This window comes from Terriglobia bacterium (assembly GCA_020073185.1).
Lineage (GTDB): Bacteria > Acidobacteriota > Terriglobia > Terriglobales > Acidobacteriaceae > JAIQGF01.
On the sequence record JAIQFT010000044.1, the window covers coordinates 23,965 to 40,874 of the forward strand.

Annotated in this window: 10 protein-coding genes; all 10 read left to right on the plus strand. The window is 58.4% G+C overall.

Annotated elements, in window-relative coordinates:
• Nucleotide 1: 1 nt before the first annotated feature.
• The 10 genes from LAN64_15100 to LAN64_15145 all read left to right on the plus strand — a co-directional run bounded on the left by LAN64_15100 (nt 2) and on the right by LAN64_15145 (nt 16,886).
• A complete protein-coding gene (locus LAN64_15100) occupies nt 2-394 on the plus strand; it encodes a GPW/gp25 family protein (GenBank protein ID MBZ5569164.1) in 393 nt (130 codons plus the stop codon).
• 15 nt (nt 395-409) lie between these two features.
• Entirely contained in the window at nt 410-2,623 is a 2,214-nt protein-coding gene (locus tag LAN64_15105) for a baseplate J/gp47 family protein (GenBank protein ID MBZ5569165.1), read from the plus strand.
• Nucleotides 2,624-2,646: 23 nt separating this feature from the next.
• Complete coding sequence (locus LAN64_15110; protein ID MBZ5569166.1) at nt 2,647-5,544, plus strand: beta-galactosidase; 2,898 nt, start codon at nt 2,647-2,649, stop codon at nt 5,542-5,544.
• A gap of 113 nt (nt 5,545-5,657) precedes the next feature.
• Nucleotides 5,658-6,953, plus strand: coding sequence for a hypothetical protein (locus tag LAN64_15115; protein MBZ5569167.1), 1,296 nt, complete (start codon nt 5,658-5,660; stop codon nt 6,951-6,953).
• A 36-nt stretch (nt 6,954-6,989) separates the two neighbouring features.
• A complete protein-coding gene (locus tag LAN64_15120; protein ID MBZ5569168.1) occupies nt 6,990-8,387 on the plus strand; it encodes a hypothetical protein in 1,398 nt (465 codons plus the stop codon).
• Between the two features lie 38 nt (nt 8,388-8,425).
• Nucleotides 8,426-9,619 carry an IPT/TIG domain-containing protein gene (locus LAN64_15125; protein ID MBZ5569169.1) on the plus strand — a complete coding sequence of 398 codons (1,194 nt, stop codon included), beginning with the start codon at nt 8,426-8,428 and terminating at the stop codon, nt 9,617-9,619.
• Between the two features lie 1,620 nt (nt 9,620-11,239).
• Nucleotides 11,240-11,755, plus strand: coding sequence for a hypothetical protein (locus tag LAN64_15130; protein ID MBZ5569170.1), 516 nt, complete (start codon nt 11,240-11,242; stop codon nt 11,753-11,755).
• 1 nt (nt 11,756) lies between these two features.
• A complete protein-coding gene (locus LAN64_15135) occupies nt 11,757-12,593 on the plus strand; it encodes a prolipoprotein diacylglyceryl transferase (GenBank protein MBZ5569171.1) in 837 nt (278 codons plus the stop codon).
• A gap of 103 nt (nt 12,594-12,696) precedes the next feature.
• The gene (locus tag LAN64_15140) at nt 12,697-14,766 is read left to right on the plus strand and encodes a hypothetical protein (protein MBZ5569172.1); all 2,070 of its coding nucleotides are present in this window, start codon (nt 12,697-12,699) and stop codon (nt 14,764-14,766) included.
• A complete protein-coding gene (locus LAN64_15145; GenBank protein MBZ5569173.1) occupies nt 14,763-16,886 on the plus strand; it encodes an ATP-binding protein in 2,124 nt (707 codons plus the stop codon). Before LAN64_15140 ends, LAN64_15145 begins: the two co-directional genes overlap by 4 nt.
• The last annotated feature ends 24 nt before the right edge of the window (nt 16,887-16,910 follow it).

A 16,910-nucleotide genomic window follows, 5' to 3' on the forward strand; every position in this document is an offset into this window, starting at 1 on the left:
CATGAATGGAGCGAGCATCTACGGACAGGGAATCAGTTTTCCACCGCGTTTGGGCCCGGACGGAAGCATGGCATGGTCCAGTGGCCCGGACAACATTCGGGAGGCCATGACTGTGATTCTGTTGACCTCGCCGGGAGAGCGCCTGATGTTGCCCGACTTTGGCGGCAAACTACGCGCCTTTCTCTTCGAACCGAACACTGTCGCTACCAGGTCCTTGCTGCAGGCGGAGATCCAGAAAGCGCTACAGGCGTGGGAAGCGCGGATCACAGTGCAATCGGTGAGCGTAGACCAGGATGACAACGATCCGCGCGCAGCCCGGGCCAATATCCAGTATCAACTGGTGGCAACACAAACCAATGCACAGATGAGTTTAAGGATGCAGTTGGGCGGATAGGAATTTCAAAAGAATATGCCTTTGCTGGTTCCCAGTCTCGATGACCGCAGCTACAGCGATATTCTCCGCGAAGCGCTGGCGCGCGTGCCGGTGCACAACCCGGAGTACACAAATCTTACCGATAGCGATCCGGGAGTCACGCTGCTGCAGTTGTTCGCTTTCATGACGGAGAACTTGCTCTATCGCAGCAATTTGATTCCTGAACGCAATCACCTCAAGTTTCTCCAGTTGATCGGCAAGTCGCTCCGCCCGGCGTCGGCTGCGCAAGGAGTCGTGACCATTACCAATGAGCGCGGTCCTTTGCAAACCATAACTTTGCCGGCGAATGTTCCGGTCACGGCAGGCAAAACAGGATTTGTGACCCGGAACGCGTTGGATGTCCTTCCCATCGAGATGAAGGTCTACATTCGCCAAACCCTTTCTAGCGACAAACTGGCGGACGCGGAGGCGACCTATACCCAGCTCTACAGTACGTTTGCCGATGATCCCGCAAGTTTGGATTTCTATGAAACCGTTCCTATGGATCCGCCCACAACTGCGGCTGCCATTCATTCCGTGAGTTTGACCGATGGCGCCACGGTGGACGGCAGTTTGTGGCTGGCGCTATTGGTGCGGGCAGGCGACAATGTCTCTCCCGGCGATGTTCTAAAGGAAATCGCGGGCAAAACCGTCACTCTGGGGTTGATGCCATCCGTCGAAGCCGCCACCCGGACATTGTTGCCAAACGGGTCGGCAACCAATCAGCAGCCCGCTTCACTGCGCTATCAGATTGCCACCGGCAGCACAGACGCTAACAATCAGCCGGTTTATCTCACGCTGAATGGTACTCCTGACAACGATACTGGTCCGTTGCAGGACCTTACGCTTGTGCAACTCACACTTCCGTCGGCGGAATCCATGGGCATTTGGAGCAACCAGGTTCCTCTGGAAGATGGCGTAGGCGACTTTCCCCCCACGCTGGAAGATACGGAAATACGCAAACGTCTGCTCACCTGGATTCGAATCCGACTGCCGGAGGCGCCTGACGGGGTGGCCGCTTCGCCATCGCTGAAAGCCAACTTCAGTTGGGCTGGAATCAATGCAGCTCGCATCACGCAGCGCGTACAGATCCTGGCGGAGCCGCTAGGCGCCGGCAGTGGCGAACCGGATCAAGCGTTCACCCTGGTGAACACCCCGGTGATCGCGGAAACCGTCAAGCTGGCGGTGAACGGTGAACTTTGGACACGCATTGATGATTTGCAAGCAGCTCCTCCGGAAGTCCCGGTTCGCGATCCCTCGTTGCCGCCGGGTGCAACGGCAGCGGCCTCACCGCATCCCACCCCCAAAGTATTCACCGTGGACCGCGAATCAGGACGAGTGCAGGTCGGATCTGGATTAAAAGGGGCGCGGCCACCAGCCGGTGTGCAGATCGTTGCCAGCTACGCCTATGGAGGCGGCCGCGCTGGGAACCTGGGCATTGCAGCAATTCGAACCAGTCCGCAGTTGCCCGCGGGTTTCAAGGTGACCAACCCGCTGCCGACGTGGGGTGGGGACGAGGGTGAATCGCCAGCCGATGCGGAACGCAACATTCCGAACTATCTGCAGAACGGCCACCGCGCGGTCTCCAGCGCCGACTTCGTGGACATTGTGCAACATACTCCGGGAATCGATCTTGGAAGAGTGGAAGTATTGCCGGTTACCGATCCAGGTGTTGTGAACCTGCTGGTAATCCCCAACGATCCGCAAAAACCGGAAGCACCGCTGCCCAATCGCCTGTTCCTCGATGCAATTTGTAACTATCTCGAGCCACGCCGCCTGCTCACCACCGAAGTGGTGGTACAAGGTCCCACCTACGTCGGCTTGTCAGTATCGATTGGCATTGACGTGGTCCCGGGTCGTGACATTGCTCCGGTGCGTGAAGCAGTGAAGCAGGCCATTCGTGATTTTCTCTCGCCGCTTCATGGCGGGCCCAACGCACCGAACGGAAGCGGCTGGCCCTTATCCAAAACGGTCGAGTCCATTGATCTTTGGGTCCAGGCCGTGCGCGTGGATGGAGTTAGCCGGGTGCGCGGGGTGACCATGTGGGACAGCGCCTCCACGAAACAAGATCAAATTCCAATCAGAGGATTGCAATTGCCGCGGCTGGACCAGGTCGGCGTCAACCTGGGTGATCCCGATGATTTGACTACCCCGGACACTCCACCCGCGCAGAAGCGCGTAGCCGTGCCGGTATTGCCGCAAAGTTGTTGAGTATCGGACCTTGAGTCTCGAACATGGACGTTAACCAAACTCGATTCCATCTTGTGTACGGAAAGGCGGACTGGCATGCGCAAGTCTCCGGTTCGCCGGCTGATTCTCCGCCGCAAGAACCGTCCCTCGATTGGAACGACGCCGATGCGACACTCAGCCTGCACCAGGAGCTGTTCATATTTCCGAAACCCAGCGGGCAGAGCCCGCTCACTCCGGACCAACGCCGCGGCGCCGGACGCGACCGCTACGGTAACTGGTATTGGATTGGCGACGGCGGCAAGGACCTCTGGTTCCTCGGTGCTTCGAAAAACACTGCTGAGCATTTCTGGTCCGCCGCCAACCTGGCACCTACTTGTACCGCAAGCGACGATCCTTTTACGCCCGCGCAGAGTTCTGGGATCTCCGATCTGGCATTTTGTGGGTTGGCTGTTACTCGGGACCACTATCTCGTGGTGGGGCTTACACAGCCAAAGGGATTGCTAATTTTCGATCTACATGGCGGTGGCGCGCCACTCGAGTATCTGTGGCCGGCGAGCGTTGCGTTCTCGCCGTTTGATATGGCTCCAGCTCGGGATGGCGGCGTTTGGATTCTGGATCGTATCAACAAGGTTTACTGGAGTCTCGATCGCTACCTGCGCGTGCAAGCACAAATCGTAAGCAGTTCGAATCCGGAGGCTAACAACGATTTTGTACCTGTCAGCGGAAAGCTCCGGCCGGAGCAAGTGCAATGTTACTCCCGGCAGATTACGGCAAGTCTGGCGATATCGCTGGCGCCGTTGGCTGATCCCATCGCGATTGAAGCGCTGCCGGATGGAAGCGTAATGATCTTAGACAATTTTCCGGGAAGTTCTTTCTCGGCTGTCTATCAGTATTACTTTGGCTCACAGACCGCCCCGCCCTTGTCGCTGAATCATATTCTGGCAGCGTTCGTACCCACACAAGCTAACGGCACTCCACAATCGGATTCGGTGCGCGGACACGATATTGCCTTCGTGCCCAATCCGGACTCCGGGCAAACATCGCCCGGCACCCTCTTCATTGCCGGGATTGATGGTGAGCAGGTGTTTGCGTTTCGTCTCAAGGCGCAGCCAGAGAACAATTGGCTCCAACCTCTACCGCGCTATCTTCCCATGCGGCGCTTTAGTGGGAAGGCAATCGTTGCCGCCGCGGCCGAGGTTTACTACGACTTTGAAGAGCGCTGGTGGCCACTCGTCGAGCAGCCGCGCTCGCGTTACAAGCCGGAAGCGGAATTGCAGCTTCCGTTGGCTCAAGCTACTGCCAGCCCCGACGAAGAGACCGCCTTTGACGGCAAGCAACTGGGATGTATCTGGCACCGGCTACTTCTGGACGCGTGTATCCCGCCCGGAGCACGGGTCAGCATTCAGAGTCGCGCGGCGGACCAAAGGTCCCTGCTGCCCGCCGTTCCTTGGCAGCAGGAGCCCAATCCTTACCTGCGCAGCGATGGCTCCGAGCTGCCTTTCTATGACTCACCGCTTTCCGGGCCGGCCGATCGGGTAGGGACCTGGGAGTTGCTGTTCCAGAATGCGCGCGGCCGCTATTTGCAGTTGAAACTCACGTTGCAGGGAACCGGCCGCAACACGCCGCGCTTGCACGCCTTGCGGATCTGGTATCCGCGATTCTCGTATCTGCGGCAATACTTGCCCGCAGTGTATCGCGATGATGCCGCTTCCTCCTCGTTTCTCGATCGCTACTTAGCCAATATCGAAGGCTTCTACACCGTGCTGGAGGGCAAGATTGAACAAGTACAAACCTTGTTCGACACCAGGACTGTCCCGGCAGAGTATCTGGATTGGCTGGCGAGTTGGGTTGGACTGTCGCTTGATTTGGGATGGAGCGAAAGCACGCGCCGTCTCGTGCTTTCCCATGCTCCACAAATGTTTTTCCAGCGCGGCACCCTCGCTGGCATGGTGCGCGCTATCCGGCTGGGCCTGGATGCCTGTCCTGATGAGTCGCTCTTTCAAAACTCCAGTTGTGCCAACCAGGCATGCGGAACAAACCATCGAAGCTCATTTTCGGTGAGGGTGGTAGAGCGGTTTACTGCGCGCAATGCGGCCGGGGTGGTTTATGGTGATCCCACCGACGTTCTCGGCCCCGGCTCGACAACCGCTGCCTCCTCGTGGACACCAGCTCAGGGAGCAGCTCCGTTGCACACGCTGTTTCGGGAGTACCTAAGAGCCAGCTATTCTTCCATCGCCAGTCTGAATGCCGCCTGGGGCTCAACTTATTCGTCTTTTGACGATACGGAACTGATTTTGCCGCCGGTGAGGCCACCGCAAAAAAATCAGGCGGCCGACTGGAGACGGTTCCTTCGCGAAGCTCTGGGCTTCACTTACGCTGCCGTAACCAATGCTGATTTGCGGGCGTATCGGGATTTCCTCGGAAGGCAGTACGCGCACATCGGCGACCTGAATAATACCTACGGTCTCGCAGGCACGGCTGCGCTTGCAGATTTTGATCAAGTCCAGTTGCCCGGCACGTTGCCTGCCGGCGGGAGAAAACTGCGGGACTGGATTCAGTTCGTATCGGTGGTTCTTCCTACCGCACGGAATGCGCACCGCTTCACGGTGCTGGTGCCGGTCACACCCAGCGACGATCCCCAAACCCAGTTGACCAAACTGGGCATCGCCGAGCGCATCGCGGAAATCGAGAAACCCGCCCACACCGATTTTGATACCCGGCTGTACTGGGGCATGTTCCGGGTAGGCGAAGCGCGGGTGGGCTTGGACACGCTGCTCGGCCAGGGGAGCCGGTCGGTCGCCATCGTTTTGGGAAGGGACTATCTCGCGGGCGGACACCTGGCTTGGGTAGAACCCTGGAATCTGTCTGACCGGGAGACGATCGGACGAAGCAAGACGGTCCAGCCGTGCTGTGGGCACAGACCGCAAGAGAGGTGCACATGAGCGTATTCCAGACGGTAACGCCCACAACCCAGAGCTTGGATCCTTTGAAGCGGGTGAACTATACGTTTGGTTTAGTGCTCGGCGTGGATGAATTTCGCCAAGAGCAAACCTACGTGATCGAGAAGGACCGTTCGCAATATCGGCTCGCGCATGGCTATGGCACGATCTGCGGCCTGCGCGTTCGTGTCGTCGACGGAGTCAATCTGGAAGTGAGGGTAGCGCCTGGAGTCGCCATCAACCCTCAGGGCCAGGAAATCCACGTTCAAAAGGAGATGTGCGCAAAGCTGAACGATTGGCTCACCAATAATAAAGATGCGTTACAAGCCCTTTTCGGAACGCCTCCGACCAGCCTTTCTCTTTGCGTGGTTCTCTGCTATCGCGAATGCCAGACCGACAGCGTACCAGTGCCAGGTGAGCCTTGCCGCACGCAGCAAGACACCATGGCGGCATCGCGCATCGCCGAGTCCTTCCAACTCAAGCTCTGCGTGGATTGGGAGGCACTGGTCACTTCGCCTCCGGGCTCTCCCGCCGTGGATCCGGCGCTTGCGAATCGTCTTTGCTACCGGCCGCCACAAGTGGAAGAGGACCACATCCGTGAATTTGGAGAGTTGCTGCAAAGGATCCGAATCACGGACGCGGCCGTGGACTTTATCGGCAAGCAACAATTGGAAGATCTGGTTCGTCAGTTGCGCACGCCGACAGGGTCGCTTCCGCTGGCTTCGCCGGCGCTCTCCTCGCCACCTTGGGCCGGGCCCGCGCTTTATCTTCATCCGCACGATGCGCGCGAATTTCTGCGCGCGGCTTTTTTGGTCTGGGTCACCGAGGTACGGCCGACCCTGGAAGCCCAGGCGGAGCCCTGCGCCGGTCAGGCTTCGAGCGAGCAATGTGTGCTCCTGGCGGAACTGAATCTCTCTGTGAATGGCAGTTGGCAGGTGACGGGCGCAGTCACCATTGACGAATCCCGCCGGCCTTTCCTGATTCAAAGCCGTCTCCTGCAGGAATCCCTGCTATGCGGAGGTGCGGGAACCGGCGGTGGTTTCAGCGCAGGTTCCGTTGTTGCCGCCGGCACCTACCTGATCACTGCAGGCGGCGCGATTGCGTTCGGTCCAACCTACAACGAGTTGACAGCGGTCCACCAGGCGGGCAGTCCGGACGATGGGCTCTACCTGCTCCATTGGAGTGGGTCGCCAGCTTATGTCAATCCTGAAACCGCTTCGCCCGCAACTCATACCTATCTGGTGAACGGCACCGCCATGGCGAAATCGGTGCCCAAGGCGGTCCCCCTGGCGTTTGAAGTTCTCGCCTTTCAAGATGACGGGATTCTGGTGCGGGTCGTCGACGCCCTGGGCAATGCCACGGCCGCCGGGTTCATGGTTGAGATCAAGGCAATTGGCATGGCGGGATTGTGAGGCTTGAAGCAGCGCGATGAAAGCTGGGAGTGAACAATGAGCCTGGTTGATATTCTGGAGCCAGTCCTTAGTGGCGGCATTCGCAATACCAATTTCTTCAACGGCCGGATTCTGGCCGCCGAAGATCTTACGGACTTCCAGACCGCAAACGCGCGTCAGCACCAGCAACTCGCACGCGCGATCGGCGATGGTGTCGCTTACGGACTGCAGGTAAGGGTCACCAGTTCAAGCGCAACTCAATCGGTTCTGCACGTGACCCAGGGCCTTGCGCTCAACCGCAAAGGACAGGCTGTGGCTCTCCCTGCGGACGTCGACCTTGCGTTGGTTCCCCAGGCCGAGGTGGAGGATGCCGAAGCCGGCCTGTTTGCGGTCTGCCAGCCGCCACAGATCCCCATACTGACGAATCCCGGTCTGTATGTGCTTACGCTGATGCCCGCGTCCCAACTCTCCAAGGAAAGCGCACCCAAGACCGAGGTTTTCGACGACGGCGCTGCCACCACCTGCGGCAGCCGTTATGTGGACGAAGGAGCAAAGTTCAGAACGGTGGCGCTCGATTTGGGGACGTCGCCCGATCCCAACTCGCTGGCTGGGCAGGCGCTGAACTTGGCTACGCAACTGGACTTGCTGAGGACCCAGCTCGCTAAGACGTCGGGTGCAGCCGCGGACAATCTGCGGGCTCAGATCGCACCGCGGATGTCGAGATTCCGCAACTGTGCTGCTCACCTCTGCTTTGGCACGGAGCAGTTCGCCAACTTCCCCGCGAATCCGTTTGGACGCTCGAATGGCAGCTCACTTTTCGACGAATACGGAGCGATTGATCATTTGCACGATCTGGCCAAGCTCACCGATTGCGAGGTGCCGCTGGCGCTTCTCTACTGGACCAATACCGGGCTGCAATTCGTGGACATGTGGTCCGTACGACGGCCGGTATTTCCGCCAACTGCTTCCGACGCGTGGGCGCCCCTCGCAGGACGTCGTCGCGCGGTGGAAGGGTTGGCGATGTTCTTACAGTTCCAGTGCCACTTGGCGGGGTTACTGACGGCGATCAAGAGCGCATCCGCGCTGGCCTCGGTGGTTGCCGCGGACTACTTCGCATACTTACCGGCGACCGGATTCATTCCGGTTGGTGGCGCCAAGTCTTCTATCGGCCTCGATTACCAACGATTCTTCCAGGGTCACACTTACCGCGACCCGGTCTTTATTGAAGGAGCCAAGCTCGAAACCTTGGTGCACACTTCGCTGCTTCTGCCACCTATCAATCTAGGGAGCGGGGAGATGTTTTGGCTCTACCGGCTCAGGGAAAACATGCAGGCTGTTGCTGGCGCGACCATCAACCTGCCGCAGCCTTGCTTGATCTTCGCCAATGGCCATATTCGATATGAGGGGAATGCCCAGTACGACCTGAACTATTGGGATTATGCGAACTACGCATAGCGACGTTTTGCACTGCCACCGCAGGAGGGAGCACGAACATGGCACCAATAGCTAACCATGTGAAGCAGGGCGATCTGATTCTTTCCAGCCTGATCAATCTTGTGCTCGACAAGATCAGCTCCATTGACGACCGGGTCTCCGCCTTGGAAGGAGGGATCAGCTCTTCCAGTGGGGCGGTCGTGATCACCGGACTTTCCCCAGCCGGTCCGATCCAGGTTGGTCAAACGCTTACCGTTTCCGGACGGAATTTCGGGTTCTCCATTGGCGCTCAGCAGGTGTTCATTGACACAGTTCAGGTGAACGCATTCCAGGCAGGATCGAGCGATCAACAACTGGTTTTCATAATCCCCACGACTATCGCGGACGTCCCGGCTCAGGGCAGGTCCGCCACACTCTCGATTGGCAATGGCATCCTGCCCCCAGCCAAGCAGACCATTTTCCTCTTGCCGGCGTTCACCCTCACGGGAGGGGTGGATGTTAACTATGTGGGCCCGATTACAGGCTCCATTACGCCCGGTCAAGCAGCCACTTTTCAGTTCACGCTTAAGTCGCAGGCCAGCCTCAACGCCACGTTCGCCATTTCGCCGGTGGTCACAGGACCCCCAAACGCAGCCGCCTTTAACGCCAATCTTCAAGTGCTGGACGAGAACAAGGCGGTCAATACAGCAAAGACGGTCCAGCTCTTTGCCGGCCAGCAGAAAACGTTCTATGTCAGTATCAATCCTGTTCCTTTAGGGTCCAGCGGTTCATTCGCTTTGGCGGTCAACGCTTCCGCGGGAACCGTAGCAGGGAGCTCGGGCTCCCAGACATTGACTGTGGGGCAGGCGGGTCCGACGCCCGATACCACCATAACTTTGAATTTCTCCAGCGCCATTTTCCTGCCTGCTGGGAATGGCTCAGCCACCCCAAGTCAGCTCCAACTCAAATCCGGCGCTCAAGCGAAGCTGTCGTTCCAAACCGTCTTTACCGTAGCTGGAACTTACGATGTCACGGCTGTGGTGACGTCCGGAACCAACTGGTCAGCCGGCTTGTTCGCTCAAACCACGGTGACACCGGTTGTGATCACTGCTGCCGATCTGAACAACGCCAGTAATGCTGCCAACCGCTTACTGGATTTTCTGGTTGCGCCCAACGCCGGCGCTAGTGCGTCGGGGAAGATCGAATTCCGAGTCAAGAATCAGGCAGTCAGCACGCAGCGCGCCTACTCCATGGATCTCGTGCTCATGCCCTAGGTGGGGACGCAAACTTCAGGCACAAAACGTTTGCATTGTGAATCTCGGCAAAAGAAGGGAGAACGTACATGCAGCCCAAATCTGAGCCTCACGGTTTTCTGTGTCTAGGCGGGCAGAGTCGAAGACTACATGAATGGCGGTTTTTACTTGCATTCACGGTGGTTTTGTTTGTTGCTGGTCTTGCAATTTCCGCGACCGCACAAGTGGCGTGTATTCCTCCGCCTACCGATCGCGTGCCCGGACTACCGGGACCCCCAGATTGGATTGGTACTTTCAATCCTCCCGTCAAGACTGGACTTGATGACCCTCGCTGGGATGGGGCGGGCGGCTTCACCTGGGCCAATGGTACATCCGGGGACACGGCCAGGTTTCAGGCTATCAGAGCCGGAGGCAAGTTGTTTCTGTCTTGGCTGGTTAAGCTCCCACCCCAGACTCCTGCTGCCGCCAACGTCGTCTATGTGGGGTTCACCCAGGCCGGTGGGGCAACACCTGCAAGCTTTGCCATGACTATCAACCTGCACAGCACAACTCCATCCTCGAACACTACGGACTACGATCTGAATGCTTATTCTGTGGGTCCGACCGGGGTTCCAGCACCGTTGGGTGGAAGTATCCCATCGTGGATGAACAACACCAGAGTGTGGATCACCAATGGCGACTTCGCAGTACAGACTATCGTGCCGATCAGCACCGCCGGTATCAACAGCGGACTAAACCTCGGAACGAATTTCAACATGTGGTTTGAGATGCAAGAAGCTCTGCCACCCGCAACCCCGGCAACGGTCTGGAACGCCATTTTTCCGGATGGCCGAGGAGGAACACCCGTAGCTACCGATGTAGTCGCTTTCTTGCAATTCCCGCCACCCAGCAGTTGGGCGCAGTTTCACCAGTCTTCGGGACCAGGGGACCCTGCCTGCACCTTGGCAGGTATTTCGATTGATGGAGACCACATCGGAACCACCAATTCCCCGATTTCCAAGATACTTTTCAAAGCTGCAGGGTCACCCAATCCGCCACCGGTCAACACATTCTTCGCGAGTCCGAAAAATGGTATGGCTACAGCAATTCCAGCGGGTGGCATCACCGCCACGTTTCGAATCGCCGACTGGGGTAGCACATATGATCCGAACGCTCCATGGAAAACCATTCCGGGCGGACAGGATGTTCCCAGTACGGCTGTCATCAATCCTGGCGATACCGCCGCGCAAAACAACATTAACTTCAACTGGACGGTACAGGACATTGGAGCTGACCATTGGCTGACCGATTTTCAAAGTGGCAAAGAGCCGGATCAGTGCATGCTCGTCGAGCTCGCTGGCGGGACATTATCGACCTGGCAGGCAAGTCATGTGTATGCTTTGAACGCCACGATTGTTGACCCGAAAGGAAATCTGCAGCGAGTAACTACGGCTGGAGCGTCTGGCGGAGTGCAGCCCCCATTCAATGTTACGGCAGGCCTCACTACGCCGGATAACGGCGTGACGTGGACCAACGCAGGACCAGCTATAGGACCTGGATTAACTTTCCTGAACAACAGCGTGTTGAGGAACATGGATTTCGTCCCAGCCTCCGAGTTCAACCGTGACGCAACCATCGACATCCAGGGTTTGGCGCCGCTCAGTGGCAACCCTCGTGATGTTTATTTGTACGTTGTTTCTCGAAACATGCCGTCCATCGTTGATGTGGTTTGGAAGGACGCGTTCAACAAGTTGTTGGGAGCGCCTGCCGATAGAAACGACCAAAAAACGCAAGCGATCCTTCACAGGATGTCCTTTGGCCAACTCCAGGACACCGTTCCTTCTTACCGCGGGCAAGAAAGTCACCATCAGCGGCAAAGACTATCTCATTGTCCATCCACAAAGCGGCTTTGGTTACTATGTTGTGCCTCACGCGGATGTGGCCGGGTGGGTAAGCACGCTGCAGGGGGCACAACAAATCGCCAACAATTTGTACCGTGTTGCGGTTCCCAACAATGGCAAAGCCAAAGTCTCCAACAAGATCGCTGCTTTAGGACAGGTCAAGAAGGACTGTTTTGGTCACGTTGTCTCTGGCGGAGCGCTCGTGTTCTTTTCAGGGGTGTTTGCCATCGGGCTCCTCATTTACCGCCCCAAAGGGAGGACCAGGAGGCAACAATAGCATGTCGCCGGCGGAACAATCTTTGGTCTTCGCGATGCCGTGGTACCTGACGAGCCTTAGCGTAGAGCTTGTCTGGTCCGCGGCGCTGCTTGTCGCGCTCGCCTGTGCTTTGCTGTCTGCCCGGAGATCGGGCCTTGACCCGCGCGATGTGTACTGGGCCAGTGTGCTGGGTCTATTGTTCGGGGTTTGGGGCGGCCATCTGCTCGGGATAGTTTACTACGGCACGGACGGTCGCCCATGGGCTTGGATTCGCTTCTGGTCGGGAGGTCAAGCCCAATATGGAGGTCTCATCACCGGGGCTTTGGCTACCGCCCTCTTCCTCAAGGCCCGCAGGCTGCGATTCCTTTCTTTTGCCGACGCCATGGCGCCGGCCGTGGCGCTCGGCATTGCTGTCGGTCGCATTGGTTGTTTTCTGAATGGCGACGATTTCGGCACTGTCTCGCATCTGCCATGGGCGGTGCGATTTCCAGCCGGGACAGAAGCCTATGCGGACCAGTTCGTTCGTGGCTGGGTCACATCGGCAGACCAATGGTCGTTGCCGGTTCATCCCGTCCAGCTTTATTGCACGGTTTTCTGGCTGGCTCTGGCATTTGCGCTGGCACGGTGGTGGCCCGCTCAACGTGGGCTGCGATTTGGCGCCTTTCTGATTGCTCACGGCAGCGGCCGAATGCTGGAACAACTTTTTCGCGGCGATTTCCGGCCTGCACTCGGCCCGCTGTCCCTTACGCAAGTGATCAGCGTGGGGCTCATTTTCGTCGGCGCGTGCATTTGGTTGAGACAACGGGGGACCGTAAAAGCGGAGGGGAAAGAGTCGCGCGTCTTGTTGCCGAGCACCTAATAACCTCAGCTAAAACGTCAAGGAACGGAAGCTAATGACGCGTTTCTCTAGTACGGGTGCTTCTCATGACTCCGTAGCCTTGCGTCTGCGTGTTGCTCGCCTGATGGACACCGTGACCTTTGATCCACCTGGCATGCCGCCCTCTGCCATCCTGGTGGTACGGCGTTTTACAGACCCACTGCCGCGTCGTTTTATGGCTCATCCGGAAGCCGTCTGTTCCGCGCCGGAGTGGGAGCGCGCTGCTCGCGACCGGCTGGCGGATGCTTATCGCCGTGCTAAGCGGCCGGTACACGATTTAGTAAGTGCGAGTGCAGATGCCATCTGGTTCGCCGATCAAGCCGAAATGCTGGCCTGTCTGGCCTGCGACCTCCTGAGCGGCAGAGCTACCCTTTGGTGGTGGAAGGCGATCCTGCGGACGCTTCCGCCTGGAACGGTTGACGCACTGGTGGCCGCTTGGGGTCGGGAGGCTCGCTATTTGCCTGCAGTGCTAAGTCTCCTCAGTCAGCGTGGGGAAGCAGTTCGAGTGTTGGCTGCTCTTTCTCCTGCGCAGGCCTGGGACATCTTTGAAGAAGTCGCGCGCGAATTTGAATTGAGACTGTCGAGCTCGACAACTCCATCTTCGACGGAAGTTGGGGGTTTGCCTTCCCCACGCATACCGGCCAGTGCCCCGCTGGACGGTCGGCAAAGTGGATATCCTTGGGACACTCGATTGTCACAAAAAGCCCCTGCGCCTTGGCTGCCCAAAGTTTCCGCCGATCTGGTGCCGGAATCGCTGGGCCGTGAGCGTTGCGCATTGCTCGGAATGTCGCTCCTGCTTCATCGCGTGCCCGAGGCGGTACGGAGTGTTCGATTTGCGGCGGCGTTCTCCGCCTGGTACGAGTCTTGGGAACTCAACCCGCAGGAATCGCCCGCGCTTTCAGAAAAAGATACAGTGACTGCCGATTTGGAGCGCAGCGCTGATCCTCACATGGTAGGAGCGCCAGCTTTGCTTGGCGGAATGGAGGAAGAAAGCAGGGAGATCGGCGGACCGACGGCGGCGGTCTCGAGAGATGCGGGTTCGGTGCCGCCTGTCGCGCAGGCCGAGGCACGCAGCGATACCGCATCTCGGGAGAATGAACCAGGAGCGGACCTCTCTCCGGCTGCATCCTTCTACGCGGATGTACCTTCTCCCGGAGAAGGGCGGCACCAGCGGACGACGCCGCGACCAGCAACCCGCACACGGACTCCCGTCGTCCTAAGTCCACTGGCGGATGGTGAGCCTGCACAAACGCCAGGCCAACTTCGTAGAATTTCTCAACCAGAAGACCTTGATCAACAGTTGTTAGTCGACAGCTCTGTCTTCGCAACGCTTCTGCGGCCTGCAATCGGAGATGAACCGGTACAAACCGAACTTGGAGGCGTGTTCTTCCTCGTCAATTTGCTGCGTGCGCTTAGGTTGCCGGCAATTCTGGAAACGGAATTTGGTGTAGAGGGAATCAATGGCTGGGAATTGATGGAACTCTTGGCTCGTTGCCTTATTGGCCCGCGGCACATTTCGCTTGCCCAGGACCCGGTTTGGAAGGCGCTGGCAGACCTTGCCGGGCGGTCTCCCGACTTCACGGCTGGCGCGGATTTTAGCGGGCAACAGAATTACCGTTTGCCGCAGTCATGGATCTTGGATCCGGATTCGCCTCCGCTTTCCTTGTTAGGTGTTCGATTGCGTAGACAACGTCTGCAAATGTGGCATCAGGAGGGTTTTTTCTTGATTGATTCCATAGCAGAAGAAGCACCTTCACTTCGCACCGCGAAAGTGGCAGCGGCATCATGGTTGAACGCAGACAGCTCTGTCCGCTGGACCGCATGGCGGAACGTGGTCCGCCGCGAACACACAGCATGTGTTCCGCTGGACATGAGATTGAACGGTGATCTCCGCCGTTTCCTGGTCTTCCTGCTGCCTTATGTTTCCTGGCGGCTTGCTCTCGCTCTCGGACTCCGCCGTCGCCGCGAATTGACCAAGACGCTATTGCTTCGCCGCGCTCGCGTGTTTGCGACCGCTACCCATGTGGACGTCGTCATGGACTTGAGCTTGGTCACGATACCAGTGCGGATGTCTGGCTTGGATGCCGATCCCGGTTGGGTCCCGGATCTGGGGCGGGTAGTGAAGTTCAATTTTACCCAGGAGGCTCTTGCGTGAGTAGCGAATCCGGCGCCTTCAACGATGTGCCTCGAACGGCTCGCGGTCACCTGGGAATACTGTTCTACGAAGCGGCTTACTGTCTCATTTGCTATCTGCAAAACAGGGCGAGAGCTTCAGGGAAGGACTTGAAGCAGGTTTTGGACGATCTACCATTCCTTGCCGCCTACTGGAATGAAATTCGCGACCGCCTGCCGAAGGGTGTTATATCAGATGCGACTGATGCGGAGCTTGCCAAAGAAATCGAGCAATGGGAGGGTGGCACTGGCGCATGGCTTCCACTGAAGGCGTTGCGCCAGGAGACCAGCCTGGATCGCGATGGTCTTTTGTGTCTGGTGCTGTGCGGATTGGTAGAGGAAGACGCGCGCTTCGCCGACCTGTTCGCAAGATTGCAGCAGCCGGCAGGTCACCGGCGTCCGACCCTCGGGCTTCTCCAGGCCGTGCTCCAGGCTCGCCAAGCAGACACTTTAGAAGAAGCGTGGAATCTCTGCCGTCCGTTGCTGGAGTCCGGGATGCTGCAGGCCGTCAATCGTGATGCGCCCCGCTCCGAGTGGATGTTGTGCGTGCCAGCGTCGCTGTGGAGCGCCTTGCGCGGTGAACCGACCAGCCAGCCAATTCCCGGCTCGCATTATCACGAACCTGGCAGGTTTCCGCCGGTAGAGGAACTGATTGTCCCTGTCCGCGAATTGAACCGGCTTACTGAGCTGGGGCCGCTATTGGAGACCGGTATAACGCGCACACTGGTCCTGCGGGGCCTCCCCGGAAGCAATCGGCTCGAGACAGTTGGAAGCGTTGCGCGCTCTCTTGGCCGCGGATTGTTGGAGATGGATGGATCGAGATCAGGCAGCAACGATGACTGGTCCATCGCGGGGGCGCTTTGCGTGTTGTTGCATGCCGTCCCCGTCATTTGCCTCGATCTTGGACCGGGAGAAACTTTCGCAATCCCTGCGCTGTGCGGCTATCGCGGTCCAATCGCAGTGGCCATGGGCCGGGAAGGTGGCCTCACTGGCACTAGTGCTGAGCGGTCCCTGACCCTGCACCTGCACCCGGAAACGGCCAGCGAACGATTGCGTCATTGGCAGCGCAGCTTGGATGGCCATCCTGCGGAGAACCTGGATCAAATCGCCTCCCGCTTTGCGCTTCCCGCGCGCTACATTCGGCAGGCGGCACAACTGGCAAAAAGTTACGCGGCACTTGAGCGCCGCTCTGTGATTACAGAGGTGAATGTCCGCCAGGCGACCCGCACCATCAGCCGCCAACAATTGGATCCGCTGGCTACCCGCCTTGACGAGGCCGGGAGCTGGGCGCATCTCGTAGTGACGGCATCCACGGAACACGACTTGCACTCCCTGCAGAATCGCTGCCGTCATCGTGAACAACTGGCGGCCGCATTGAGCGACGATATGCCGGGAGGATTGAATCGAGGCGTGCGCGCCTTGTTTGAAGGTCCCAGTGGCACGGGCAAGACGCTCGCCGCGCGCATTCTGGCTACTGAATTGGGTCTGGAACTGTATCGCGTGGACCTGGCGGCCATCGTCAACAAATATATTGGTGAAACGGAGAAGAACCTGAGCCGTGTGCTGGGGCGCGCGGAAGATCTGGATGTCGTGCTGCTTCTGGATGAGGGCGACGCACTCATGGCCCGCCGCACCGAAGTCAAGTCTTCCCACGACCGCTATGCCAACCTGGAGACTAATTATCTGCTGCAACGACTTGAGACCTACACCGGCATCGTAATCGTGACCACCAATGCGGGCAACTACATTGATAGCGCTTTCCGGCGGCGTTTGGATGTGGTCGTGAAATTCCATTTGCCTGACGCCGACGAGCGCTGGCGTTTGTGGCAGCTTCACTTGGCGCGGGAGAATTCTGTCGAGTCCGCGGACCTGGAGCAGATTGCGCTGGGGTTCGCATTGACGGGTGGGCAGATTCGTAACGCCGCAGTACACGCTCAGCTCCTTGCCGTTGCAGGAGGGCGCCGAGGGATCTCGCTACAGGACCTCAAGGACGCCATCAACCTTGAGTACCGCAAAGCAGGAGCCGCCCTTCCTGCCGCCGGGACGCATGACATCGGTAGTCATGAAGGCCGGTTGTCTGGTTTCCTGACGGCAATTTTTTAGTTGACTGCTGCCTGCGGTTTTGGA

Excerpts from the sequence above, each read along its gene's own strand:
- LAN64_15120 (MBZ5569168.1), top strand. The coding sequence starts at position 6,990 with ATGAGCCTGGTTGATATTCTGGAGCCAGTCCTTAGTGGCGGCATTCGC.
- LAN64_15135 (MBZ5569171.1), top strand. The coding sequence starts at position 11,757 with ATGTCGCCGGCGGAACAATCTTTGGTCTTCGCGATGCCGTGGTACCTG.
- LAN64_15100 (MBZ5569164.1), top strand. The coding sequence starts at position 2 with ATGAATGGAGCGAGCATCTACGGACAGGGAATCAGTTTTCCACCGCGT.
- LAN64_15125 (MBZ5569169.1), top strand. The coding sequence starts at position 8,426 with ATGGCACCAATAGCTAACCATGTGAAGCAGGGCGATCTGATTCTTTCC.
- LAN64_15105 (MBZ5569165.1), top strand. The coding sequence starts at position 410 with ATGCCTTTGCTGGTTCCCAGTCTCGATGACCGCAGCTACAGCGATATT.
- LAN64_15140 (MBZ5569172.1), top strand. The coding sequence starts at position 12,697 with ATGGACACCGTGACCTTTGATCCACCTGGCATGCCGCCCTCTGCCATC.
- LAN64_15110 (MBZ5569166.1), top strand. The coding sequence starts at position 2,647 with ATGGACGTTAACCAAACTCGATTCCATCTTGTGTACGGAAAGGCGGAC.